The following is a 24,199-nucleotide window of genomic DNA, read 5'->3' on the forward strand; positions in this document are numbered from 1 at the left end:
ATCTTAATGATCGCTTATGTTTTTTTGAACAGCACCATGGATTCGAGATGACGGGTATGTGGGAACATATCCAGCATCGCGACCCTTTCCAATTGGTAGCCCGCCAACAGCAATGTCTGGCTGTCGCGAGCGAGTGTCGTGGGATTACACGAAACATAGACCACACGTTGTGGTGCAAGTTTAACCACATGCGTCATCACGCCTGCGGCACCGGCACGCGCCGGATCGAGTAATACCTTGTTAAATCCTTGCGCCGCCCACGGCTGGCGCGAAACATCTTCCTCCAGGTTATGCTGGAAAAAGCTGACATTTTTAAGACTATTCAAGTCCGCATTATACGCTGCCTGCCGTACTAATGCTGCAACGCCCTCCACACCAACCGCATTTTGTACGACTTTTCCTATCGGAAGTGTGAAGTTTCCCATGCCGCAAAACAGATCTAATACGCGATCGTCTGGTTGCAGATCCAGCCAGTCAATTGCCCGGGCTACCATCTGTTGATTGACCGCATCGTTTACCTGAATAAAATCTTGCGGACTGAAGGTTAACTTAAGTTTGTGTGATTGATAGAACGGTTGGTTATTACTTAGAGCCGTTAAGTTTTCGCTGCCGTCATCCAAAAACATCATCAACTGATGCTTATGCGAAAAGCGTTCCAGTTTTTCTCTGTCGTCGACATGCAGCGCATCAAGATGACGTAAAACCATCAGCGGGCCATTATCTGCCTGTACCAGCTCAACATGTCCCAGCCTTTTAACCGCTTTTAACTCACGCAGACACTGGCGTAACGGCGTGATCAACGCCTCAAGTTCGGGCGTCAAAATGGGGCATTGCTGAATATCGACCAGATCGTTACTGGCTTCCTGACGAAACCCCATTCGCAGCTGTTGGCTTTTGTTTTGCCATTGCAATCCCAGCCGTGCTCGGCGGCGATAGCCCCAAGGTTCTCCGGCAATAACTTCATCCACGGCCACTACGCGTTGCGCTTCTTTACTTAACATCCGGCTTAGCGCTTGCGCTTTACTCTGCTGCTGTAAAACAACATCAACATGCTGCTGTTGGCAGCCACCACAGGTATTAAAATGTGGGCAGCGCGGTGTAACGCGTGCCGGGCTGCTGCTTAACAAGCGCGTGACTTTCGCTCGGGCAAATTGGCGCTTATCCTCAGTTAAGGTAATTTCTGCCTGTTCGCCTGGCAACGCACCGCTGACAAATATCGTTTTGCCTTGGTGCCGTGCGACACCTTGTCCAAATGGATCAAGGTCTTCGATGGTGACGGTAATCCGTTGTTTGGTCGTCACACGCTGTTTTGCGGTGTAAAATTGCGCCATAGTGTTGTTAATTCTCTTTCTCAAAAATCGGCGTGCATGGGTTTACCGACGGGATGCACAAGGATGTAAATGCCGGAGTCAGCCGTATTATGACGAAATACAGCCTGCGGGCGCGAATGATGATTTTAATATTGGCCCCAACCTTAATGGTGGGCCTGTTGCTCAGCTCTTTCTTTGTCGTGCACCGCTATAACGAACTGCAGCGACAAGTCATGGATGCCGGCGCGAATATCATTGAACCCCTGGCAATTTCCAGCGAATACAGCATGACGTGGCATAACCGCGACACGATGCGCGAGCTGGTTAGCCTGCTGCATCGGCGTCATTCCAATATTGTCCGTGCGATTTCGGTTTTCGACAATAATAACCAACTCTATGTCAGCTCAAATAACAAACAAAACCTCAGCCTGTTGCAGAAAGAAGATATCAACGCCCTGCCAGATGATGTCTCAATGGAACGGCACGGTAACGTCTTAATTTTACGCACACCCATAACGTCTGAACGTTATGCGGTAGATGAAATCCCCAGCGAAGATGCAAAACCTTCTGGCAATCCATTGGGATATGTCGCGATAGCGCTCGATCTGCAATCAGTGCGCTTGCAGCAATACAAAGAAGTCTTTGTTGCCACGCTGATGTTGCTGTTCTGTTTATGCATCGCCATGCTGTTTGCTTATCGTCTAATGCGTGACGTAACCGGCCCGATTCGCAATATGGTCAGCACCGTTGACCGCATTCGCCGCGGCCAACTCGACAGCCGCGTTGAAGGCTACATGCTGGGTGAGTTAAGCATTCTCAAAAATGGCATCAACGCGATGGCGATGTCGCTGACTGCTTACCACGAAGAGATGCAGCACAATATCGATCAGGCTACCTACGATCTGCGTGAAACGCTGGAACAATTAGAGATTCAGAACGTTGAGCTGGATCTTGCGAAGAAGCGTGCACAGGAAGCGGCACGCATCAAATCTGAATTTCTTGCCAATATGTCGCACGAGCTACGAACGCCGTTAAATGGCGTGCTCGGTTTTACCCGCCAGATGCTGAAAACCCCGCTGCGCACTACGCAACGCGACTACATGCAAACCATTGAGCGCTCTGCCAACAATTTGCTAAGCATCATCAACGACGTGCTCGATTTTTCAAAACTGGAAGCGGGCAAACTGGTACTGGAGTCTATTCCGTTCCCCCTTCGCGCCACGCTGGATGAAACGCTGGTGTTACTGGCGCCTTCTGCGCATGACAAAGGGCTGGAATTAACAGTGGTGTGCGACAGCAGTGTGCCAGACAACGTGATTGGTGATGCGCTGCGCCTGCAGCAGATCCTGATTAACCTGATTGGCAATGCGATCAAATTCACCGAAAAAGGCACCATCGATCTCAAAGTAGCGCAACGCGCTATTACCCCTTCGCGTATCGAACTGGAAATTCAGGTACAGGATACGGGCATTGGTATTTCTGAGCAGCAGCAAATGCAGCTATTTCAGGCGTTTCGTCAGGCTGACGCCAGCATTTCACGTCGTCATGGCGGCACTGGCTTGGGTTTGGTCATTACGCAAAAGTTGGTGAATGAGATGGGTGGTGAAATCACCTTCCACAGCCAACCGGATCAAGGTTCCACCTTCCGAGTGCGAGTGCAGCTTGATCTCAATCCCAATGCCCCGAGCATGCCTCGCGTGTTAGACGCCTTGTCTCATTCGCGCATTGCTTATGTAGAAGCCAATACCCGTGTGGCGAAAACCGTGTTGAAGATGCTGAGTATGACGCCGTTGCAAATCGATTACAGCGAAACACTGGAAGGGCTGAGTGAAGATCACTACCCGCTGCTATTAATGGCGATGCCAGTGAATGTTACTCAACATCAGTTGCTGGCCGATGAGCTGATTAATGCGCTGCTAGATCGCGCTGACAACGTACTGCTGGCGCTGCCAAGCCCAATGATGCTGCTGGCCGACGAGCTAAAAGTACGCGGTATTGATGGCTGTATAGCCAAACCGATCTCGCAGACGCGCCTGCTGCCAATGCTACTGGATTTGCATACCCGTCAGTTAAACGAACTGCCCGCCTCACCGCGTTTGCCGCTGGCAGTAATGGCCGTGGATGATAATCCTGCCAACCTTAAATTGATCGGTGCACTGCTGGAGGAGCAGGTGCAAAAGATCGTGTTGTGTAACAGCGCAGAACAAGCGATTCATCAGGCGCGTTTACAGCCGTTAGATGTCATTTTGATGGATATTCAAATGCCGGATATTGATGGCATCCGCGCCAGCGAAATTATTCGTACCCTGCCTCAGCATGCGCATACACCGATTGTTGCCGTAACTGCGCATGCAATTGATGGCGAGCGCGAACAGCTTATCAAAGCGGGAATGAACGATTACCTTGCCAAGCCAATTGATGAGAGCAAGCTCAGCCAACTGCTGGCACGTTACACGCCAACGCCAACCGTGCAGACGCCAGAGCTGCCGCAAATTCTGCCCTCGCTGGATTGGGCATTAGCGTTACGTCAGGCCGCCAATAAGCCCGATTTAGCCCACGATATGCTGCGTATGCTGCTGGAGTTTTTACCGGAAGTGCACGAGAAGATTGCGCTGTTTATCGCTGCTAACGATGTGACTGGGTTGCGTGAAATTATTCATAAACTGCACGGTAGTGCCAGTTATAGCGGTGTGCCGCGCATGAAGCAGTTGTGTCATCAACTGGAAAAGGAGCTGCTGCAGGCCAGTGATATTGATGCGCTTGAGCCGGAGCTGCTGGAGTTGCAGGATGAGATGGAGAATGTTGCAAAAGAAGCGCGGCGAGTTCTGCGTTTGGCGTAAAAATAAGCGTGATTTCTTAAGCTTTGTCAGGTGCTGTTGATTTCGCTTCTCGGTCCGTTAAGTATGAGGGCATTTATCCCCCATCCCGGTCTTATCCGCTGAAGCGGAGGAAGGCGACACTGCCGCATGCAGGCATCGAATTGACAGGTTCAGCACAGGTGTAAGTCAGTGCAGAGGTGACTTAGGGCAGCGTCCTCCTCCCCACGGGTAGGGGAGGATTAAAATTGGGGAGAGCGCACACCAGCAAAATACTTATTTAAACCCACCAATCTTCAACGTCGCCGCAACATTACGCGCTGTCAGGTGAACATTTTTTTCAGCATTCGCCAGCGCATCGTCCAGTGAACAGATGCTGTAAAGCACGCTAAACACCGCGTCTAGTCCGTGTTCATGCACCACACCCACGTCAGCCGTTAAACTGCCTGCAATGCCTATCACTGGCTTGCCAAAGCGTTTGGCTACACTCGCTACGCCAATGGGTACTTTACCGTTGATGCTTTGACTATCAATACGCCCTTCGCCGGTAATGACTAAATCAGCGTCTTTAACCTGCTCCGCCAGCCCCAACGCCTCTGTGACAATCTCAATGCCGCGTCGCAAATCAGCCTGACAAAATGCATGCAGTGCCGCACCCATACCGCCCGCCGCGCCGCCGCCGGGAATGTGCAGTACATCAATATCTAAATCCCGCAGAATGATCTGCGCGTAATGCGCCAGTGACTGATCGAGCTGTTTAACCAGTTCCGGCGTTGCCCCTTTCTGCGGACCAAAAATCGCGGATGCACCCGCATCACCGGTTAAGGGATTGGTGACATCGCAAGCCACTTCAAATCGGCACTGCTTGATTCGCGCATCTAATGCTTCAATATCAATGCTGGCTAATTCTGGCAGCGCTCCGCCGCCATAACCAATCTCTTTGCCTTGCTGATCCAGCAAGCGTGCACCCAGCGCCTGCATCATGCCGGAGCCACCGTCATTGGTAGCACTGCCGCCAATACCGATAATAATGTGCTCCACGCCCTTATCGAGCGCGTTTTTAATCAACTCGCCAGTACCAAATGAGGTCGTAGTCAGCGGATCGCGCTGCGCCGCAGGCACCAGCTCCAATCCGCTTGCCGCCGCCATCTCGATATACGCGGTACGCTCGTCACCAGAAAGGCCATAGAAAGCCTCAACCTGTTTGCCAAGCGGACCTGTAACCTTCAACCTGACGATTTTCCCTTCCGTCGCCGCCACCATCGCTTCAACCGTGCCTTCACCACCGTCGGCGACCGGTATTTTGACGTAATGCGCATCAGGAAAGATCTCACGGAAACCCGCTTCAATCGCTGATGCCACATCCAGGGCGGATAAACTCTCTTTATATGAATCCGGTGCGATAACGATTTTCATAGGCAATCCGAGCGCTGTTGATGGTCTGAAATGATTTCATAGCCAGCCCGGTATCCGCAGATACCGGAACCCCCTTTAGCGGGAAATCTCAACCTTCGCTAACTTCTCATAATAGCAGGCGAGCGCGCTGTGGTCGGAGGAGCCCTGTCCATCGTTGCGCAGCGCCTGCATCATTTCCATCACGGCGGCCGTTAGCGGCAAGTGCGCGCCAATGCCGTGCGACGTATCGAGTGCATTGGCGAGATCTTTGATATGCAGATCGATACGGAAGCCCGGTTTGAAATTACGATCCATCACCATCGGTGCTTTAGCATCCAGCACCGTGCTGCCCGCCAACCCACCGCGAATGGCCTGATAAACCAGATCCGGGTTTACCCCCGCTTTGGTTGCCAAAGACAACGCTTCAGACATCGCCGCAATATTCAGGGCAACAATCACCTGATTCGCCAGCTTGGTTACATTACCCGCGCCAATATCGCCGGTGTGCACCACCGAGCCCGCCATCGCTTTCATGATGTCGTAGCACTGATCAAACACCGCCTTGTCGCCCCCAACCATCACAGACAACGTGCCTTCAATGGCTTTGGGTTCCCCGCCGCTGACTGGCGCATCCAGCATTTTGATCTGCTTTTCTGCCAGCGCATCGTGAATCTCTCGGCTCGCCAGCGGTGCAATTGAACTCATGTCGATCACAATCAAGCCAGGTTTGGCGCCATGAATAATGCCGTTTTCGCCAAGGCAGGCTTCTTTTACCTGCGGCGAGTTCGGCACCATGGTAATCACCACATCCACTTGTTCGGCGACCTCTTTTGGTGATTTCGCCACTGTCGCACCTAACTCAACCAGTTCAGCTTCATTTTCTGGATGGTGATCGCGTACCACCAGCGAATAGCCCGCTTTCGCCAGGTTTTTACTCATTGGCTTGCCCATGATACCCAGGCCGATAAATCCAATTTTCATTATGTTGCCTCTTGGTTGATTACTTCTTAAATTTGTCGCACAGCGCCTGCGTTGCGTTGCGGAAAACACCTAAATCACTGCCGACCGCCACAAAGCTGGCGCCCCACTCCAGATAGCGCCGGGCATCGGCTTCAACCGGTGCCAGAATACCGCTGGGTTTGCCCGCTGCTTTAGCGCGCTCGAAAACGTGCTTAATCACTTTCAGCACATCTGGATGCGCTGGCTGGCCGAGATAGCCCAGCGCCGCAGAAAGATCGCCAGGCCCAACAAAAATACCGTCCACGCCGTCAACCGCCGCGATAGCATCAATATTGTCTACTGCTTGCTGCGTTTCGATTTGTACCAGCACCGTGATGTTGTCATTGATGGTGTTGTTGTACTCCGGCAAGGTTCCGTACATGTTGCTGCGGTGCGATACCGATACGCCGCGAATACCCGCGGGTGGATAACGCGTAGAGGCAACAGCGCGGATCGCTTCTTCTTCGGTCTCAACAAACGGCACAAGGAAGTTATAAAAACCGATATCCAGCAGACGTTTGATGATCACCGGTTCATTACAGGGCGGACGCACGACGGGCGCGCTGTGGCTGCCTTTCAGCGCCATCAGTTGCGGCACAAAAGTGGTGATGTCGTTGGGCGCATGTTCCCCATCCAGCACCAGCCAGTCGAATCCGGCCAGTCCTAACACTTCGGTGCTTAATGGATTTGCCAGTGCACACCAACTGCCAATCAGGGTTTCACCTGCCAGCAAACGACGACGAAAGCTGTTCGGCCAGGCTGCATTACTCATGGTTTTACTCCTGTTGCATCGGCTCCCCTGCGGAAGCCAAAAAGGTTAGCGCACAAGGCACGGACGTTTATTGTCAAAGGTCCAGCCTGGCACCAGGAACTGCATTGCTTGCGCATCGTCGCGCGCGCCGAGACCGTGTTTTTGATACAACGCATTAGCCTGCATCACCTGATCCATATCCAGCTCAACGCCCAATCCCGGTTTTTGCGGCACCTGTACCATGCCGCCTTTGATCTGGAACGGTTCTTTTGTCAGGCGCTGATTGCCTTCCTGCCAGATCCAGTGCGTATCAATGGCGGTAATTGCGCCGGGCGCTGCCGCAGCAACGTGGGTGAACATCGCCAATGAGATATCGAAGTGGTTGTTGGAGTGCGAACCCCACGTCAGGCCAAAATCGTGGCACATTTGCGCCACGCGCACGGAACCTTGCATGGTCCAGAAATGCGGATCGGCCAGCGGAATATCCACTGATTGCAGCGAAATGGTGTGCCCCATCTGTCGCCAATCGGTGGCAATCATGTTGGTTGCGGTTTGCATGCCGGTTGCGCGGCGGAACTCCGCCATGACTTCGCGTCCTGAATAGCCTTGCTCTGCGCCGCACGGATCTTCTGCATAGGCCAGCACATCTTTCAGCTGCTTACCCAGCAAAATAGCTTCATTGAGTGACCACGCGCCGTTGGGATCGAGCGTTATGCGCGCTTCGGGAAAACGCTTCGCCAGCGCGGTCACGGCTTCAGCTTCTTCGCCACCGCGCAGTACGCCGCCTTTCAGTTTGAAATCATTGAAGCCATATTTTTCATATGCGGCTTCAGCTAAACGCACCACGGTATCGGGCGTCAGCGCTTCTTCATGACGCAGGCGATACCAGTCGCACTTGTCGTTTTCCTGGCTTTGATAGGACAACGACGTTTTATTGCGATCGCCAATGTAGAACAGATAACCCAGCATTTCGACGCGATCGCGCTGCTGACCATCCCCTAACAAAGAGGCGACATTGACACCCAAATGCTGGCCCAGCAGATCCAGCAGTGAAGCTTCAATGCCGGTTACCACATGAATGGTGGTGCGCAAATCAAAGGTTTGATTGCCGCGACCGCCTGAATCACGGTCAGCAAAGGTACTGCGCACCAAATTAAGAATATTTTTGTATTCACCCACCGTTTTGCCGATCACCAAAGAAGCGGCATCTTCCAGCGTTTGACGGATCTTTTCACCACCGGGAATTTCTCCCACCCCGGTATGGCCGGCGTTGTCTTTAATGATAACGATATTGCGGGTGAAAAAAGGGGAATGCGCCCCGCTCAGGTTAAGCAACATGCTGTCGTGACCGGCAACCGGGATGACCTGCATGGATGTGACTTTAGGGGTAGAACTCATCTGCTGCTCCTTAAGCTGTCGCACGGCCAAATGCCGGGCGTTTGCGGTCGAATGTCCAACCAGGAATCAGATACTGCATCGCCGTGGCATCGTTGCGCGCCCCGGCGGGCAGTGATTTATACAGTTCGTTGGCTTTGCGCAGTTGATCCCAGTCCAGCTCAATGCCCAGCCCAGGCGCATCCGGCACGGCGATTTTACCGTTGCGGATTTGCAGAGGATTTTTGGTCAGGCGCTGATCGCCCTCCTGCCAAATCCAGTGGGTATCAATTGCGGTAGGTTTACCCGGCACCGCCGCGCCAACGTGGGTAAACATGGCCAGTGAAATATCGAAATGGTTATTAGAGTGACAGCCCCACGTCAGGCCCCACTCGTCACAGAGTTGCGCCACGCGAACGGCCCCACTCAGCGTCCAGAAATGCGGATCGGCCAGCGGAATGTCTACCGCATTGAGCATCACGGCGTGGTTCATCTCACGCCAGTTGGTGGCAATCATGTTAGTGGCGACCGGTAAACCGGTGGCACGACGGAATTCCGCCATCACTTCGCGACCTGAATAACCTTGCTCTGCACCGCACGGATCTTCAGCGTAAGTCAGCACATCCTGCATGCCTTTACACAACCCGATGGCTTCGTCCAACAGCCAGGCACCGTTGGGATCGACGGTAATACGCGCATCCGGGAAGCGCTTTTTCAGTGCGGTTGCGGTTTCAATCTCCTGCTCGCCTGGCAGCACGCCGCCTTTGAGTTTGAAATCTTTGAAACCATATTTATCCTGCGCGGCTTCGGCTAAACGCACCACCGCGGCGCTGTCGAGCGCCTCCTGATGACGCAGGTGATACCAATCATGGCTGGCATTTTCGCCCGTCAGATAAGGCAAATCGGTTTTGCGTCGGTCGCCGAGGTAAAACAGATAACCGAGCACGGTAACTTCATCGCGCTGCTTGCCCGGTCCAAGTAATTCCGCGACCGGCACGCCAAGGCATTGCCCCAGCAGATCGAGTAGTGCGGCTTCCAGTGCAGCCACTGCATTGACGCGCAACTCGAAAGTCCATGCGCCTTTGCCGAAGGTATCGAAATCTGCCGACTGATTACCTTTGTGCACCTGCTGTACCAGCCGATTCATACGGGCAATCTGCTGGCCTTTGACCTGCGGAATGGCTTCTACCAGCGTCTGATAAATGGTTTCACCGCCCGGCGCTTCCCCTACGCCGGTATGTCCGGCGTTGTCGGTCAGCACCACGATGTTGCGGGTAAAGCAGGCGTTATGCGCACCACCAATGTTCAACAGCATGCTGTCGTAACCCGCGACCGGAATCACCTGCATATCAGTGATAATCGGCGAACTTTGCGTAGTCATGTTCCGTCCTTATGGCCTGGTTTTCAGTTCAACGCGTTTGATATCGCCCGCAATCACCAGGAAGCTAAATGCGGCGACAAAGGCATGGATACCGACATAAATCAACGCGCCTTCGAAGGAACCGCTGGTGGCAATGATGTAACCGATGGCGATAGGCGTCACGATGCCGGAGAAGTTACCGAACATATTGAATAAACCACCGCTCAGGCCGCTGATCTCTTTTGGTGCGGTATCTGCCATCACCGCCCAGCCCAGCGCACCGATGCCTTTACCGAAGAATGCCAGCGCCATGAAGAACACCACGACCCATTCGGTGTCGGTGTAGTTACACATCACCATCGAAATAGACAGCAGCATGCCGAGCACAATGGGCGTTTTACGCGCAATATTCAGTGAACCGGTTTTACGCATCAGCCAGTCCGAAATCACGCCACCTAACACCCCACCAAGGAAGCCGCAAATTGCCGGGATTGAGGCGATAAAACCGGCTTTCAAAATCGACATACCACGCGCCTGAACCAGATACACCGGGAACCAGGTAATAAAGAAGTAAGTTAAGGCGTTAACGCAATATTGGCCGAGATAAATCCCCAACATCATGCGCGAAGTCAGCAGTTGTTTGATTTGAAACCACTTCTCGTCCCAGCTCACTTTGTGCTCGGACTTTTTGGCATCCATGTTGATCAATGCACCACCCTGCTCCATATACTCCAGCTCGGCTTTATTCACGCCCGGATGATCGGTGGGATCGTGGATCACTTTCAGCCAGATAAAGCTGAGGATGATGCCCAATCCACCCATGAACCAGAACACGTGTGCCCAACCAACCTCAGAGACCAGCCAACCCATGATAGGTGCGAAGATCACTGTGGCGAAATATTGCGCTGAGTTGAAGATAGCCACTGCCGTACCGCGCTCCTGTGCAGGGAACCAGGCGGCGACAATGCGGCTGTTTCCAGGGAAGGATGGCGCTTCAGCCAAGCCGACCAGGAATCGCAACATAAACAGCGAAACGATGATGCCAAAGCCGCTGAACACATCGACGAAACCCTGTAGCAAGGTAAACAACGACCAGGTAAAGATGCTCCAGAAGTAGACGCGTTTTGAGCCGAAGCGGTCGAGCAGCCAACCGCCAGGGATCTGACCAATGACATAAGCCCATGAGAACGCAGAGAAGATGTAGCCCAGTCCGACCGAATCCAGACCGATATCTTTGGACATCGCTGAACCGGCAATCGAAATGGTGGCGCGGTCCCCGTAGTTGAATGAGGTGACAATAAATAACATCACCACAATCCAGTAACGCGCATGGGTACGTTTTTGTACCGACTCCGCGGTCTGGCTATAACTATTCATGATGCACTCCTGAATTGCATACCCTTAATAATTCGAGTCGCAGGAAGACGGCAAGCTCGTGAAACCCTGGAAACTTACTTGGTAAGTGCCCGGGGTGAGCAAGCGCAGGCAACACACCAGCGGCTCGAAGTGTGACGGGTATAGCGTTCACGACTTTCGCTCTGACTGCATACACATCGCGTTGGGTATCAGAGAGAAGTTGGGTTAAACACGGCGATTTTTTTATTGGCAAATCGAAAGTACGTCGTGACAAATAACCTAACGTTGGATAACGGAAATCAGTATATGAACAGGATTTAGCGCTGACACTGGATAAACGCCTGAGAATAACGCGGCGTTAATATCAATTATCTGGCGTTTGCACATATGGCTGCGGCACGGCTCACGGAACCCGGAAATAACCTCCCGATTTGGTGCAAAACAGCGTTCAAAGAATGGGCTTTGTGAGATTCTTCACTTGCTTTTGGTTGTTCACACTAAATCAGCGTTTGAAAACGCCTCAAAGCCAGACATTTGCACAATGCGTGGCCAGCAGCGTCTCCTTATACTGAAGTCGGCAAATACTGAGCGTGTGACAAGTAACATCATTACACCGCGCCGCAAAAGTACGGCGCGAATGACTGGAAGGTGAGCGATGACCCTGAACCCGACTGAACAACCGCTCTACATCAAAGTACATGAAGCGGACAACGTCGCCATTGTGGTGAACAATCAAGGTTTACCGGCAGGCACGACTTTTGCCGATGGCCTGACACTGACCGAGCATGTGCCGCAAGGTCACAAGGTGGCGCTGAGCGCGATTGCTAAAGATGGCGAGATCCTGCGCTACGGCGAGGTGATTGGCTATGCGCTGCGAGACATTGCACAAGGGAGCTGGATTGATGAATCGCTGGTGGCGTTACCCGAAGCGCCACCGCTGGCCAGCTTGCCGCTAGCCAATAATATTCCCCCCGATCTTCCTGCACTCGAAGGTTATACCTTTGAAGGCTACCGCAACGCAGATGGCAGCGTCGGTACGCGCAATCTTTTGGGCATTACCACTAGCGTGCATTGTGTCGCGGGCGTGGTGGACTTTGTCGTGCAGCTGATAGAGCGCGATCTGTTGCCTAAATATCCCAATGTTGATGGCGTGGTGGCGTTGAATCACCTTTATGGTTGTGGCGTGGCGATCAACGCACCCGCTGCGGTGGTGCCGATCCGCACCATCCATAATCTGGCGTTAAACGCTAACTTCGGTGGCGAAGTAATGATTGTGAGTTTGGGCTGTGAGAAGTTGCAGCCGGAGCGCCTGCTGACCGGCACGCCTGATGTGCAGGCTATTTCATTAGATGACAATGACATTGTGCGTCTGCAAGATGAAAAGCTGGTGGGATTTGGTGCGATGGTCGATGAGATTTTGCAGGTCGCGGAACGCCATTTAAAACGTTTGAATCAGCGTCAGCGCGAAACGTGTCCCGCTTCTGAACTTATTGTGGGTATGCAATGTGGCGGTAGCGATGCCTTTTCCGGCGTGACGGCTAATCCCGCCGTTGGATTTGCTTCTGATTTGCTGGTGCGCTGCGGTGCAACGGTGATGTTTTCTGAAGTGACTGAAGTGCGTGATGCTATTCATCTGCTGACGCCACGCGTAATAAATGAAGAAGTTGGTAAGCGTCTGTTAGAAGAGATGGCCTGGTATGACAATTACCTCGATCAGGGACAAACCGATCGCAGCGCCAATCCTTCGCCAGGTAATAAAAAAGGCGGTCTGGCGAACGTGGTGGAGAAAGCGCTGGGGTCAATTGCTAAATCGGGTCGCAGTCCTATTGTTGAAGTGTTGTCAGCGGGTCAACGCCCGACGCGTCGGGGATTAATCTATGCGGCAACACCCGCCAGCGATTTCGTTTGCGGCACGCAACAATTGGCATCTGGCATTACGCTGCAAGTTTTTACCACCGGACGTGGAACGCCTTACGGTTTGGCGGCGATTCCGGTGATCAAAATGGCGACGCGTAATGCGCTGGCTGAGCGCTGGCACGATCTGATGGATATCAATGCTGGTACTATTGCGACCGGCGAAGAGTCCATTGAACAGGTTGGCTGGCGGTTATTCACGTTGATTCTGGAGATTGCCAGCGGCAGGAAACAGACATGGTCAGATCGTTGGGGAATTCGTAATCAGCTGGCGGTATTCAATCCTGCTCCGATAACCTGATGATAAAAGCGCGCTTTCCAGGGTGAAAGCGCGCATCTCATTACAGCAGTTTGCCCCAGCTTTCGACCCACGGTGATGTCACCGTTTCAGGCTCAGGATTCTCTGTGGCATCTACCAATAAAATCTCACCCACGCGTTGTGCACTTTGCTCTTGCAACAGTGCATCGAAGGTTTTACCTGCTCCACAGAAATGATCGTAGCTGCTGTCACCCAACGCAATCACGCCATAACGCAGCGTTGGCTGATAACCTAACTTCTCTTTCACCCCGTTGACCAGCTCGGCAATGCTGTCTGGAAAATCGCCCTGGCCTGTGGTGGAAGTAATCACCAACACCACATCATTGCTGTAATCATTCCACTCCGCCAGCGTTGGGTCCTCAAACACGTTTACGTTGTGGCCTTGCTCTTGCAAAATCGGTTCTGCTTCTTCTGCGACCAGCAGCGAATTACCGTAAACCGTGCCTACAAAAATGCCTATCTTTGCCATGAGCGCTCTCCTTATTCTGAACTGATATCCTGGCGTGGCTGCGGCTCAAACTCAACCCTCGGAACCTCAGGGATGAGATTCTGCCAGCCAAAGTGATTCATCAGGTTTTGCCACACTGAATCCAGTCCGGCGCGGATCATCAGCGGTTCACCCGTGATGGGATGTGTTAGCGATAAACTACTGGCGTGCAGCATTAATCGGTTTGCACCAAAATGCGCAGCCGCACCGCGATTCTGCTTTAAATCTCCGTGCGCGCTGTCGCCGATGATCGGATGGCGCAGGTGCGACATATGGCGTCTTAGCTGATGTTTGCGCCCGGTTTTCGGCGATAACTCGACCAGGGTGTAACGTGCGGTGGGGTAACGCCCTACCGGCAGCGGCATTTCTGCTGTTGCTAACGCCCGGTAATCGGTGACGGCTGGCTGCGCGATACGCTCTTCATTGGCAAACTTATCGGCGATTTTGTCCCGCTCTTCCATCAGCGGATAATCCAGCGTGTCGCTGCTTTCCAGCCAACCTCGCAGTACTGCGTGATAGGTTTTTTGTATCTGATGATGTTCAAATTGCAGCGAAAGCAACCGCCCTACCTCGCTGGATAACCCCATCAGAAGCACACCGGAAGTAGGTCGATCAAGACGGTGAACAGTAAAGACGTGCTGGCCGATTTGATCGCGTACCGTCTGCATCACAAAGACTTTTTCATTGCGATCGAGCCAACTGCGGTGTACCAGCCAGCCTGCGGGTTTGTTAACCGCCACCAGCCACTCATCTTGATAAAGAATTTCTAACATCAGACGGCATCGTCCATAAACAACGCGTCGAGCTGACGCAGCGTAAGTAATAACAGCGGGCGGCCCGCCTGCGCAGGCGCTAACGCCATCTCAAAATAAGGGGCGATAGCGAAGTTCTTCGGCAGTGGTTGCTGTGCGGCGATTAAAGCGTGCATGTGGGGAATAAGCACCCATTGCAGCCATTCCAGTGGTTCCAGGGTGTCGAGACAAAAAGGTTCACGACTCTCGAAAGCGCTGGCCTGGGGCGACGTCGTTTGCCAGAGATCGTGCTCATGCATTATCGCCTCAACCTGCTCCAGCCGTTGCGTAATCAATTGTTCCGGCGTCATGCGCCACCTCCAGCGAGCAGTAAAAAAAGGGGCGGCAAGCATATCACTTGTTAACGTAGGCACAAAAAAAGGGAGCACTGTATAAACAGTGCTCCCGGTTCGTTTGCAGCTTTCCTGCTACGTTTATGCTCCCTGCTCTTCCATGACAACTGGTCCACGTGCATTCCTGCCGCCCATCTTCTTGATGAATCCTTAGCATCCTGGCCCGCCACCTATTCTAAGAGGCTCTCATTCTCCATCCTGGAGGTGTCCCTGTCTCAATCCTGAGTGTCCTGCTTCATCCGGTGAAGCCTTCCTTGTGCCGTAAACTCCGTTACGTTCCCGCCTCATGGCTTAACATCATCCTGACGATATCTTTTGTCCTTAGCGTCCTGCTAGTGCGAAACATTCTGACAGAATGCTTCGCGTAAACAAGCTACTAAAAAACGTAACGCCATTAACTTATTGCTACTATTTCGGACTAATGCCATTAAGTCGATGATTCACAATCTTTTTACATTGGAGACATCTAGAAGTCTTATGCATTTTAAGATGATCTCTCACAGCGCCTGTAAGAGATATCTCACAAACAAAGCGGGCAATCTCTGCATCTCATAGACTAAACGGTTGTAAATGCTTAAGAAATATCTCAATATTTTCTGAAAGAATGCGATGATTTTTACGGCCAGGCTGTTCAAGAATAATTTCGCCGCTCAGATTACTCAGCGAGATGATTTCCTCTTCCGATTCTGTCGTGGCTATAAACAGCGTGGGCGGTAATTTCAGTCGGCGTTTCATAACCAAATGCCCGATCAAATTTTCCTGCAAACGCAGGAAGTCTTCTTCACTCCAGACCTGTAACAGGGTCAACTGTTGCTGTTCGAAACGCGCTTGCATATCTCCGGCAAACTGACTGGTGTAAAAGGCCGTGATGGCGGGCTGCAACTCAATATCCAACGCCCTTTCCACTGCATCAAGCGAAGGTGGCAGGCTGAATGGCTGAGGTTGCCACAGTACGCGATCGTTGCGTTCTTCAATAACGCACGGCGACGGAACACCAGTAAGCTCAGCACTGGCAGGAGCATGACCATAAAGTTGTTGCCAAACCTGGCAATATCGGGTGGTAAAGTCGTGTAGCGCTTCAGCAGTTTGCTGCATCGTTCATATTCTCACTTCTGATGGGTTACACTTACCCACTTTGTTTAATTTTGATGGAAACCGTTATGTCTTCTCACGAACAGGATCAGGCGTTAAGCAACCTGACGCTGGGCAAACCCACAGCCTATCACGATCGCTATGACAACAGCTTGTTGCAGGCGGTTCCGCGTAGCCTGAACCGTGAACCGCTAGGCCTTTTTCCCGATAGCCTGCCGTTTTCTGGCTCAGACATCTGGACGCTGTATGAGCTGTCGTGGCTCAACAACAAAGGCCTACCGCAGGTTGCTGTCGGTGAAGTGGTGCTCAGTGCAAGCAGTCGCAATCTTATCGAGTCAAAAAGCTTCAAGCTTTATCTTAACAGCTTTAATCAGACCAAATTCGCCGACTGGGGCGAAGTCCGTCAAACGCTAGAGCGCGATCTGCGTGCCTGCGCAGAAGGTGACGTAACGGTCGCGCTGTTTCGACTCAGCGAAGTTGAGGGTCAGCCCATCGGCCATTTCGAGGGTTACTGCATTGATGAACAAGATATCGAAATCGACGATTATCGTTTCAATGCTGATTATTTGGCCGATGCAACCGGCAGCGAAGTGGTTGAAGAGACGCTGGTAAGCCATTTACTGAAATCCAACTGTTTGATCACCAACCAGCCTGATTGGGGTTCGGTGATGATTCACTATAAAGGCCCGCGCCTCGAACGTGAAAAGCTGTTGCGCTATCTGATCTCTTTCCGCCAGCACAACGAATTTCATGAACAATGCGTTGAACGCATTTTTAATGACATTCTGCGCTTCTGTCATCCAGAACAACTGACGGTCTATGCACGCTATACGCGACGCGGTGGATTAGATATCAATCCGTGGCGCAGCAATGTGCCTTTCTCTCCAGGTTATTCACGCCTGGTTCGTCAATAGTTTGCGAGATCACTCGCAGGCTGTGCTTAGCGCATACGGATCCGCTTGAGCTGTTCCTGCTGACAAGGCTACTCTGAACACGGCGGCGAACGTTGGGTTCGTCGTCCAGAGAGTTTTAATCAAAATAATTCGGGTTGCAGGGCGACAGCAAACGGGCACATCGCAGACGCTGAATCAAATCGGCAAATGGGAAAACAAGTGATGCTAACGCCGCTGTGGCTTGAAGCGTGAAGGGTATTTCGTCACTGCATTTGCAGTGCCACCAATCACCCAGGCGGGTGTAAAGGAGTTTACATGATCACTCATATCAGCCCACTTGGCTCCATGGACCTGCTCTCTCAGTTAGAAGTCGACATGCTGAAACGCACGGCCAGCAGCGATCTTTACCAGCTGTTCCGTAACTGTTCTCTCGCCGTGCTCAACTCCGGTAGCCAGACTGACAGTAGCCATGAACTGCTTTCCCGCTTTGAAAACTTTGACATCAATGTGTTGCGCCGTGAGCGCGGCGTAAAACTTGAGCTGATCAACCCGCCGGAAGAGGCGTTTGTGGATGGGCGCATCATTCGGTCATTACAGGCCAACCTGTTTGCCGTATTGCGCGATATTTTGTTTGTGAGTGGCCAGCTTTCGGGTTCGGGACGCTTTCAAAATCTCGATGCGGATGACTCAGCCAATATCACCAACACGGTCTTTTCAATTCTGCGTAATGCGCGTGCGCTGCATATCGGTGAATATCCCAACACTGTGGTGTGCTGGGGCGGCCACTCGATTAACGCGGTCGAATATCAGTATTGCCGTAATGTCGGTACGCAACTCGGCTTGCGCGAACTGAATATTTGCACCGGCTGTGGTCCTGGCGTCATGGAAGCGCCGATGAAAGGCGCGGCGGTGGGCCACGCGCAGCAACGCTATCGCGACAGCCGTTTTATTGGGTTAACTGAACCCTCTATTATTGCCGCCGAACCGCCGAATCCGCTGGTGAACGAATTAATCATCATGCCGGACATTGAAAAACGCCTTGAAGCGTTTGTGCGAATGGCACATGGCATCATTATCTTTCCAGGTGGTGTGGGCACAGCGGAAGAACTGCTTTATCTGTTGGGTATCATGATGAATCCACAGAACAGCGATCAGGTGTTACCGCTGATTCTGACGGGACCGAAAGAGAGTGCTGACTACTTCCGTGTACTGGATGATTTCATTGTCAGCACCTTGGGCGAGCAGGCACGTAAGTATTATCAAATCATCATTGAAGACGCCCACGAAGTTGCGCGCCTGATGAAAAAAGCGATGCCAGAAGTGAAAGAATATCGCCGCGAAACCGGCGATGCCTATAGCTTCAACTGGTCCATTCGCATTGCGCAAGATTTACAGGTTCCGTTTATGCCGACGCATGAAAACATGGCCAATCTGAATCTTTACACTCATCAGCCGCCGGAAAAACTGGCTGCAGATTTGCGTCGCGCCTTCTCAGGCATTGTAGCCGGTAACGTCAAAGAGATGGGCATTCGTGAAATCCGTGAAAAAGGTCCCTACAAGCTGCATGGTGATGCGGATATCATGCACCGCATGGACGAGCTGCTACAGGGATTTGTCGCTCAGCAACGCATGAAACTGCCGGGCACCGCTTACATTCCTTGCTACGAAATCATCAAATAAATCAGGAGGCAGCTTTCGGGCTGCCCATATTCTCATGCCTCTTCATCTTCTCATTATTGATGCACTAAACCTTATCCGCCGTTTACATGCCGTACAGGGTTCGCCTTGTGTTGATGGCTGCGTAGCTGCATTACGACAGCTGCTCGGTCATACGCAACCTACCCATGTTGTTGCGGTTTTTGACGGAGAAACCCGACATCAAGGCTGGCGTCACGATTTATTACCGGACTACAAAAGTGGACGTCCGCCGATGCCGGAAGACTTACAGGCAGAAATGCCTACACTGCAGGAGGCCTTTCGCGCTGCGGGAGTGAGCTGCTGGATTGCTGATCAGGACGAAGCTGACGATCTCGCCGCCACGCTGGCAGTAAAAATGGCTGAAGCTGGCCATCAGGCCACCATCGTTTCTACAGACAAAGGATATTGTCAGCTGCTGGCCCCGGCAATCCGCATTCGTGACTACTTCCAAAAACGCTGGCTGGATGTGCCTTTTATCGCAGCAGAATTTGGCGTTGCGCCACAGCTTTTGCCTGATTATTGGGGGTTGTGTGGAATCAGCAGCAGCAAAATTCCGGGCATTGCCGGTATTGGGCCCAAAAGTGCCAAAGAATTGTTACAGCAGTTTGGAACGCTGGAAGGAATTTATCAGCAACTGGATCAAGTCCCCACAAAGTGGCGCAAAAAATTGCAGGCAGAACAGCAAATGGCGCAAATCAGCCGGCAAGTTGCCACGCTCAAGCAGGATTTAGTACTACAAGGGAATTTAAAAACGCTGCGTTATGAAGGCTGAGTGCCGCAGCACTCAGCCTCATTAAATTACCGCTCGTCGCGACGCCCACCAACCGCAGCCCAGATGCGACGAATATGCACCGTCACTTCTTCGCGATCGTGATAGAGGTGACGTGCACGAATCTGCGCATTAATACCGTTCTCTTGAAAACGCTCTTCGATCATCGCCAGAATTTGCGTAACCTCTTCGTAACGCTTTTTCATTGGCAACTTCAGATTGAAGATCGCTTCGCGGCACCAGCCGTTTACCAGCCATTCTGTCATCAGGTTTGCCACGCGCACCGGTTTTTCGACCATATCGCAAACCAGCCAAGTGATATTGGTACGCGGCGGCCGGAACTTAAAGCCGTCTGCTCGCTCATGCATTACCTGTCCGGTATCCATCAGGCTTGGTGCCATTGGACCGTTATCAACCGCATAAACCATCATGCTGCGTTGTACCAGTTGATAGGTCCAGCCCCCCGGACAAGCACCGAGATCAACGGCGTACATGCCGCCTGTTAAACGTTCATCCCATTCATCAGCAGGGATAAAGACATGAAAAGCCTCTTCCAGCTTTAGCGTTGAACGGCTCGGCGCATCAGAAGGGAACTTAAGCCGCGGAATGCCCATATAAAGCGGAGAATTGTTGTTCGGATAGGAATAGCCTACATAACAGGTGCCCGGAGCGATGAAAAAAACATGCACCACCGGACGCTTAGAACTTTCATAACCTAACAAAATTCCGTTTTCGCGCAGACTGGCCCGCAGCGGCACGGTAAATTTGCGACAGAACTTAGTCAGCTCTTTAGCTTCGTTGGTGTCTGGCACTTCTACACGCAGTTCACCCCCTTTCTCAACCACACCCGTCAGCATGCCGACTACCGGAGAAATACGATCTTCTTGCGGCAGGTTACGCAATAGCTCACCGACAACTAACATCTGACGCGCGAAGATAAGCTCCTCAAAAGGGAGTTCCTTTATCAGGCGATCGGCATCTTCATACTGGTAGCACTCAAACAGCACATAACCTGAATCTTCTTTAACGCGAGGAAATCCATAGATTTCGCGTTCCGCTGCTTTAGCGGCAATTTCAGCCGCACACTCTTTTTCAAAACCGGAACGGCAATACAGCAATACTTTATTCATGGCGATCTGCCTTTCGTTTAAGACGCAGCGCGCCAATCAACATCAAAAACCAACCGGCGAGGAAACAAAGCCCGCCAACTGGGGTGACAAAAACCCAAAACTTCAAATGCGACAGCGCCAGACAATAAAGGCTTCCGCTAAACAACACGATGCCAAGTGCCATCAATGCGCTGCTCCAGTAAAACCAGATATTGGCGCGACGCAACATCGCAGCGCCAAGGCCAATCACCGCTAAGGTGTGATAAGCCTGATATTCAAGACCGGTATGAATCCACGCCATCTCGGCTGGCCCGAGTGAACCGCTTAAAACATGGGCGCCGAAAGCACCAAAAGCCACCAGCAAAAACCCACTGATAGCAGCAAAAATCAACATGGCACGACTGGACATTAAACAATCCTCAAGGTGCATCTGCATTCATTCTGAATCAATCGCTTGTGCAGAAATCAATTATGTAGAAATCAAACTTTGCAGAATCAAAACGTTACTGGTCATAGCGGAAGCGGAATTTTTCTTGTTCGGTTGCTGCTTTGGCCAGAATCCACTGTCGAAAGGCGGCTATTTTACCCAGTTCTGCCTGACTGTCATGACAAACCAGATAAAAAGCGTTTTTACTGACTAATACATCGTTAAAAGGACAAACCAATCGGCCTGCTTCAATTTCACTTTGCGCCATCACATTGTTGGCTAATGCCACACCCTGACCATGAATCGCGGCCTGTAAAACCATTGCGCTATGACTAAAAATCGGCCCTTGCTGGACGTTAATGTGCTGCACACCTAACTGACGAATGTAGGATTGCCAGTCACGACGCGAAGCATCATGTAGCAAGGTAAAGCGCGACAAATCCATTGGCGTTTTAAGTGGATTATCGCCCGTCATTAATGCAGGTGAGCAAACAGGCAACAGATATTCAGCGTACAATTTTTCGACTCGAAGGCCCGGCCAGTTGCCGCGCCCATAGAAAATAGCCACATCAACATCATCAGCTAACTTCTCTTCATCACGGTCTACGGCCTGAATACGCACATCGATTCCCGGATAAGCCATATTAAAGCTGGAAAGACGCGGAACCAGCCATTGAATGGCAAAACTGGGTAGCAAACTGACCGTTAAAGCGCCCTTGGCGCTGCGTGCCTGTAATTTGCGTGTCGCTTCGTTAATCGCAGAGAAAATCTCTTTGATGTCTAAATAGTAGCTTTGCCCTTCTTCTGTCAGTAAAAGCGAACGATTTCTCCGGCGAAATAGCTTTAAACCAAGGAAATCTTCCAGAGATTTTATCTGATGGCTTACAGCTGCCTGGGTGACGAAAAGCTCTTCAGCGGCTTTGGTAAAGCTTAAATGGCGTGCAGCGGCGTCAAAAACCCGCAGCGCATTAAGAGGAGGAAGACGTTTTGACATGGTTTTCCGTATCCGGATCGGCAACAAATACCAAAGCTTATACAAAGCCTTTACGTATTAGAAATTTTAATCCGAGACATTATAATTTGTCCGTTGAGGAAGCTCCAGCAAATACCTATAGTTGCCGCACTTCCTGAGCCGGAACGAAAAGTTTTAGGATTTGTGAGTGAGTTCGCAGATTTTCCGAAAGCTTTTGGCTTGTGGTCGTGATGTTGTGTTTGCATTTTTGATCTGACCTTTGCAGATCAAGCTTTTAATTCCTGTAGATTTACCCTGTCTGTCCATAGAAATTTTTTAAACAGCACCGCAAATTGCGGTGCTTTTTTTTTGCCTGCTTACTGGCCCATCTCAACCATTTCTTTCACATCAGTACGGTTGATCTGCTGTTCGTTGCCATTGGCATCTTTATAGCTGATCATACCGGTTTCATCATCTACCTTGGGTTTACCATCAGCGACGATGGTGCGACCATCATTAGTGTGCATAACGTAGTTGCTTGAACAAGCAGTCAGGGTAAAAGCCATGGTACAAACGGCCAGCACTGCGGTGAGTTTATTCATCTTCTATCTCCTTGCAGATTGATTGCATTAAACCACCCGCGTTACGCTGACCAGAAGCAGCAGATAAGTGAGATCAACTAAATTAGGTCGCATCGTTATGCGGGTTTGGTTCAAACCTTGCAATATTCAGCATAACGCGCTTTTTCAGCTTTGCCAGGCGGAACCCTTTCTTTCGGTCTGGTCCTATTTATTATCATCATGAGTCATTATCAAGAGACGCGCATGACCGCATTTAATCCCAGTGCTTTTCGCCAACAGTTTCCTGCGCTAGACGACGCTGGCGTCTATCTCGATAGCGCAGCAACTACGCTGAAGCCGCAAGTCGTCATTGATACCACACAGCAGTTTTACAGCCTGAGCGCAGGCACCGTTCATCGCAGTCAGTTTGCAGCCGCACGCCAGCTTACCGAACGTTACGAGCAGGCCCGCAATCAGGTCGCTCATTGGTTGCACGCGGCCGATCCTCGGCAGATTATCTGGACACGCGGCACCACCGAAGCCATCAATTTAGTGGCCAACAGTTGGTTGCTGCCACGTTTACAGGCTGGTGACGAAATCGTGGTCAGTGAAGCCGAACACCACGCGAATCTGGTCCCGTGGTTAATGGTGGCGCAAGCGCGTGGCGCAAAAGTGGTGAAATGGCCGATTGGGGCTGATCGCCTGCCCGATATTTCGCTACTGCCTGCTTTGCTTAACAACCGCACGCGCTTGCTGGCAATTGGACAAATGTCGAACGTTACGGGCGGCTGTCCCGATTTGGCGCAGGCGATTCAGCTAGCACATGCGTTCGGCGCGAAAGTGATGGTTGATGGCGCGCAAGGCGTGGTGCATTGCCCGCCGAACATGCAGGCGCTGGATATCGACTTCTATGCATTTTCAGGACACAAGCTTTACGGCCCGATGGGCATTGGTGTGCTGTACGGTAAAGCTGAACTGCTGGAAGCGATGAGTCCCTGGCAAGGTGGCGGCAAAATGCTGACACAGGTTGATTTCAGTGGCTTTACGCCTCAACCGGTGCCGTGGCGTTTTGAAGCAGGAACGCCGAACGTGGCAGGCGTGGTGGGGTTAAGTGCAGCATTAACCTGGCTCAGTCAGCACGACCAAAGCAAAGCGGAGATGTGGAGCCAGCAGCTTGCCAGTCTCGCAGAAGAACAACTCGCCGAATTGCCCGGCTTTCGCAGTTTCCGCTGTGGTAACGCCAGTCTGCTGGCTTTTGACTTCGAAGGCATTCATCACAGCGACATCGTTACGCTGCTAGCGGAGCACGGCATTGCGCTGCGAGCCGGCCAACATTGTGCTCAACCGTTGCTGGCAGCGTTAGGTGTCAGCGGCACGCTGCGTGTTTCGTTTGCGCCCTATAATAATCTGCAAGATGTTGATGCGCTGTTACGCGCCATGCGTAGCGCCATCGCGTTGTTATCGGAGCCTTGAT

At 51.8% G+C, this 24,199-nt stretch carries 21 protein-coding genes; 6 read left to right on the plus strand and 15 right to left on the minus strand.

Annotated elements, in window-relative coordinates:
* Window positions 1–14: 14 nt before the first annotated feature.
* Window positions 15–1,331: a 23S rRNA (uracil(1939)-C(5))-methyltransferase RlmD gene (gene rlmD, locus ACF2G4_RS10415; protein ID WP_332625942.1), complete on the minus strand. Its 1,317-nt coding sequence runs from the start codon at window positions 1,329–1,331 to the stop codon at window positions 15–17.
* Window positions 1,332–1,420: 89 nt separating this feature from the next.
* On the opposite strand from rlmD, the gene barA reads away from it, so the two are divergent.
* A complete protein-coding gene (gene barA, locus ACF2G4_RS10420) occupies window positions 1,421–4,150 on the plus strand; it encodes a two-component sensor histidine kinase BarA (RefSeq protein ID WP_409074785.1) in 2,730 nt (909 codons plus the stop codon).
* Window positions 4,151–4,402: 252 nt separating this feature from the next.
* Here the strand turns inward: barA and ACF2G4_RS10425 are convergent, their stop codons facing one another.
* From ACF2G4_RS10425 to ACF2G4_RS10450, 6 genes are all read right to left on the minus strand, one after another.
* Entirely contained in the window at window positions 4,403–5,542 is a 1,140-nt protein-coding gene (locus tag ACF2G4_RS10425; protein ID WP_243079061.1) for a glycerate kinase, read from the minus strand.
* A 75-nt stretch (window positions 5,543–5,617) separates the two neighbouring features.
* Complete coding sequence (gene garR, locus ACF2G4_RS10430) at window positions 5,618–6,502, minus strand: 2-hydroxy-3-oxopropionate reductase (protein ID WP_215845744.1); 885 nt, start codon at window positions 6,500–6,502, stop codon at window positions 5,618–5,620.
* Between the two features lie 19 nt (window positions 6,503–6,521).
* Window positions 6,522–7,292, minus strand: a complete 771-nt coding sequence (gene garL / locus ACF2G4_RS10435; protein WP_409074786.1) for a 2-dehydro-3-deoxyglucarate aldolase — start codon at window positions 7,290–7,292, stop codon at window positions 6,522–6,524.
* 45 nt (window positions 7,293–7,337) lie between these two features.
* Window positions 7,338–8,669 carry a glucarate dehydratase gene (gene gudD, locus ACF2G4_RS10440; RefSeq protein ID WP_243079060.1) on the minus strand — a complete coding sequence of 444 codons (1,332 nt, stop codon included), beginning with the start codon at window positions 8,667–8,669 and terminating at the stop codon, window positions 7,338–7,340.
* A gap of 10 nt (window positions 8,670–8,679) precedes the next feature.
* On the minus strand, window positions 8,680–10,026 hold the full coding sequence (locus tag ACF2G4_RS10445; RefSeq protein ID WP_332625946.1) for an enolase C-terminal domain-like protein: 1,347 nt from the start codon (window positions 10,024–10,026) through the stop codon (window positions 8,680–8,682).
* 9 nt (window positions 10,027–10,035) lie between these two features.
* Complete coding sequence (locus tag ACF2G4_RS10450) at window positions 10,036–11,382, minus strand: MFS transporter (RefSeq protein ID WP_215845741.1); 1,347 nt, start codon at window positions 11,380–11,382, stop codon at window positions 10,036–10,038.
* A 634-nt stretch (window positions 11,383–12,016) separates the two neighbouring features.
* On the opposite strand from ACF2G4_RS10450, the gene garD reads away from it, so the two are divergent.
* Window positions 12,017–13,576 (plus strand): galactarate dehydratase, encoded by a 1,560-nt coding sequence (gene garD / locus ACF2G4_RS10455; RefSeq protein ID WP_409074787.1) that lies wholly within the window; start codon window positions 12,017–12,019, stop codon window positions 13,574–13,576.
* Between the two features lie 40 nt (window positions 13,577–13,616).
* Here garD and ACF2G4_RS10460 read toward each other — a convergent pair whose 3' ends face one another.
* The 4 genes from ACF2G4_RS10460 to syd form a co-directional block, all read right to left on the minus strand.
* Window positions 13,617–14,063 carry a flavodoxin gene (locus ACF2G4_RS10460; RefSeq protein ID WP_215845739.1) on the minus strand — a complete coding sequence of 149 codons (447 nt, stop codon included), beginning with the start codon at window positions 14,061–14,063 and terminating at the stop codon, window positions 13,617–13,619.
* 11 nt (window positions 14,064–14,074) lie between these two features.
* Complete coding sequence (gene truC, locus ACF2G4_RS10465) at window positions 14,075–14,854, minus strand: tRNA pseudouridine(65) synthase TruC (protein WP_409074788.1); 780 nt, start codon at window positions 14,852–14,854, stop codon at window positions 14,075–14,077.
* A complete protein-coding gene (locus tag ACF2G4_RS10470; RefSeq protein ID WP_215845737.1) occupies window positions 14,854–15,183 on the minus strand; it encodes a YqcC family protein in 330 nt (109 codons plus the stop codon). The genes truC and ACF2G4_RS10470 overlap by 1 nt, the downstream gene beginning before the upstream one ends.
* Window positions 15,184–15,774: 591 nt before the next feature.
* Complete coding sequence (gene syd, locus ACF2G4_RS10475; RefSeq protein ID WP_243079055.1) at window positions 15,775–16,320, minus strand: SecY-interacting protein; 546 nt, start codon at window positions 16,318–16,320, stop codon at window positions 15,775–15,777.
* A gap of 65 nt (window positions 16,321–16,385) precedes the next feature.
* Between syd and queF the strand changes: the two genes are divergently transcribed.
* From queF to xni, 3 genes are all read left to right on the plus strand, one after another.
* Window positions 16,386–17,231, plus strand: a complete 846-nt coding sequence (gene queF / locus ACF2G4_RS10480) for an NADPH-dependent 7-cyano-7-deazaguanine reductase QueF (RefSeq protein ID WP_243079054.1) — start codon at window positions 16,386–16,388, stop codon at window positions 17,229–17,231.
* 294 nt (window positions 17,232–17,525) lie between these two features.
* Window positions 17,526–18,890 carry a nucleotide 5'-monophosphate nucleosidase PpnN gene (ppnN, locus tag ACF2G4_RS10485; RefSeq protein ID WP_215845734.1) on the plus strand — a complete coding sequence of 455 codons (1,365 nt, stop codon included), beginning with the start codon at window positions 17,526–17,528 and terminating at the stop codon, window positions 18,888–18,890.
* Between the two features lie 34 nt (window positions 18,891–18,924).
* The gene (gene xni / locus ACF2G4_RS10490; RefSeq protein ID WP_409074789.1) at window positions 18,925–19,680 is read left to right on the plus strand and encodes a flap endonuclease Xni; all 756 of its coding nucleotides are present in this window, start codon (window positions 18,925–18,927) and stop codon (window positions 19,678–19,680) included.
* Window positions 19,681–19,706: 26 nt separating this feature from the next.
* On the opposite strand, the gene rlmM is transcribed toward xni, so the two are convergent.
* From rlmM to ACF2G4_RS10510, 4 genes are all read right to left on the minus strand, one after another.
* Window positions 19,707–20,807 carry a 23S rRNA (cytidine(2498)-2'-O)-methyltransferase RlmM gene (gene rlmM, locus ACF2G4_RS10495; protein ID WP_409074790.1) on the minus strand — a complete coding sequence of 367 codons (1,101 nt, stop codon included), beginning with the start codon at window positions 20,805–20,807 and terminating at the stop codon, window positions 19,707–19,709.
* Complete coding sequence (locus ACF2G4_RS10500) at window positions 20,800–21,195, minus strand: DUF423 domain-containing protein (protein WP_215845732.1); 396 nt, start codon at window positions 21,193–21,195, stop codon at window positions 20,800–20,802. The genes rlmM and ACF2G4_RS10500 overlap by 8 nt, the downstream gene beginning before the upstream one ends.
* A 94-nt stretch (window positions 21,196–21,289) precedes the next feature.
* A complete protein-coding gene (locus ACF2G4_RS10505) occupies window positions 21,290–22,207 on the minus strand; it encodes a transcriptional regulator GcvA (RefSeq protein WP_215845731.1) in 918 nt (305 codons plus the stop codon).
* 335 nt (window positions 22,208–22,542) lie between these two features.
* Entirely contained in the window at window positions 22,543–22,767 is a 225-nt protein-coding gene (locus ACF2G4_RS10510; protein WP_215845730.1) for a YgdI/YgdR family lipoprotein, read from the minus strand.
* A gap of 222 nt (window positions 22,768–22,989) precedes the next feature.
* Between ACF2G4_RS10510 and csdA the strand changes: the two genes are divergently transcribed.
* Window positions 22,990–24,198 carry a cysteine desulfurase CsdA gene (csdA, locus tag ACF2G4_RS10515; RefSeq protein WP_332625948.1) on the plus strand — a complete coding sequence of 403 codons (1,209 nt, stop codon included), beginning with the start codon at window positions 22,990–22,992 and terminating at the stop codon, window positions 24,196–24,198.
* Window position 24,199: the final 1 nt, after the last annotated feature.

This window comes from Pantoea phytostimulans, assembly GCF_046118715.1.
Classification (GTDB): Bacteria; Pseudomonadota; Gammaproteobacteria; order Enterobacterales; family Enterobacteriaceae; genus Pantoea; species Pantoea phytostimulans.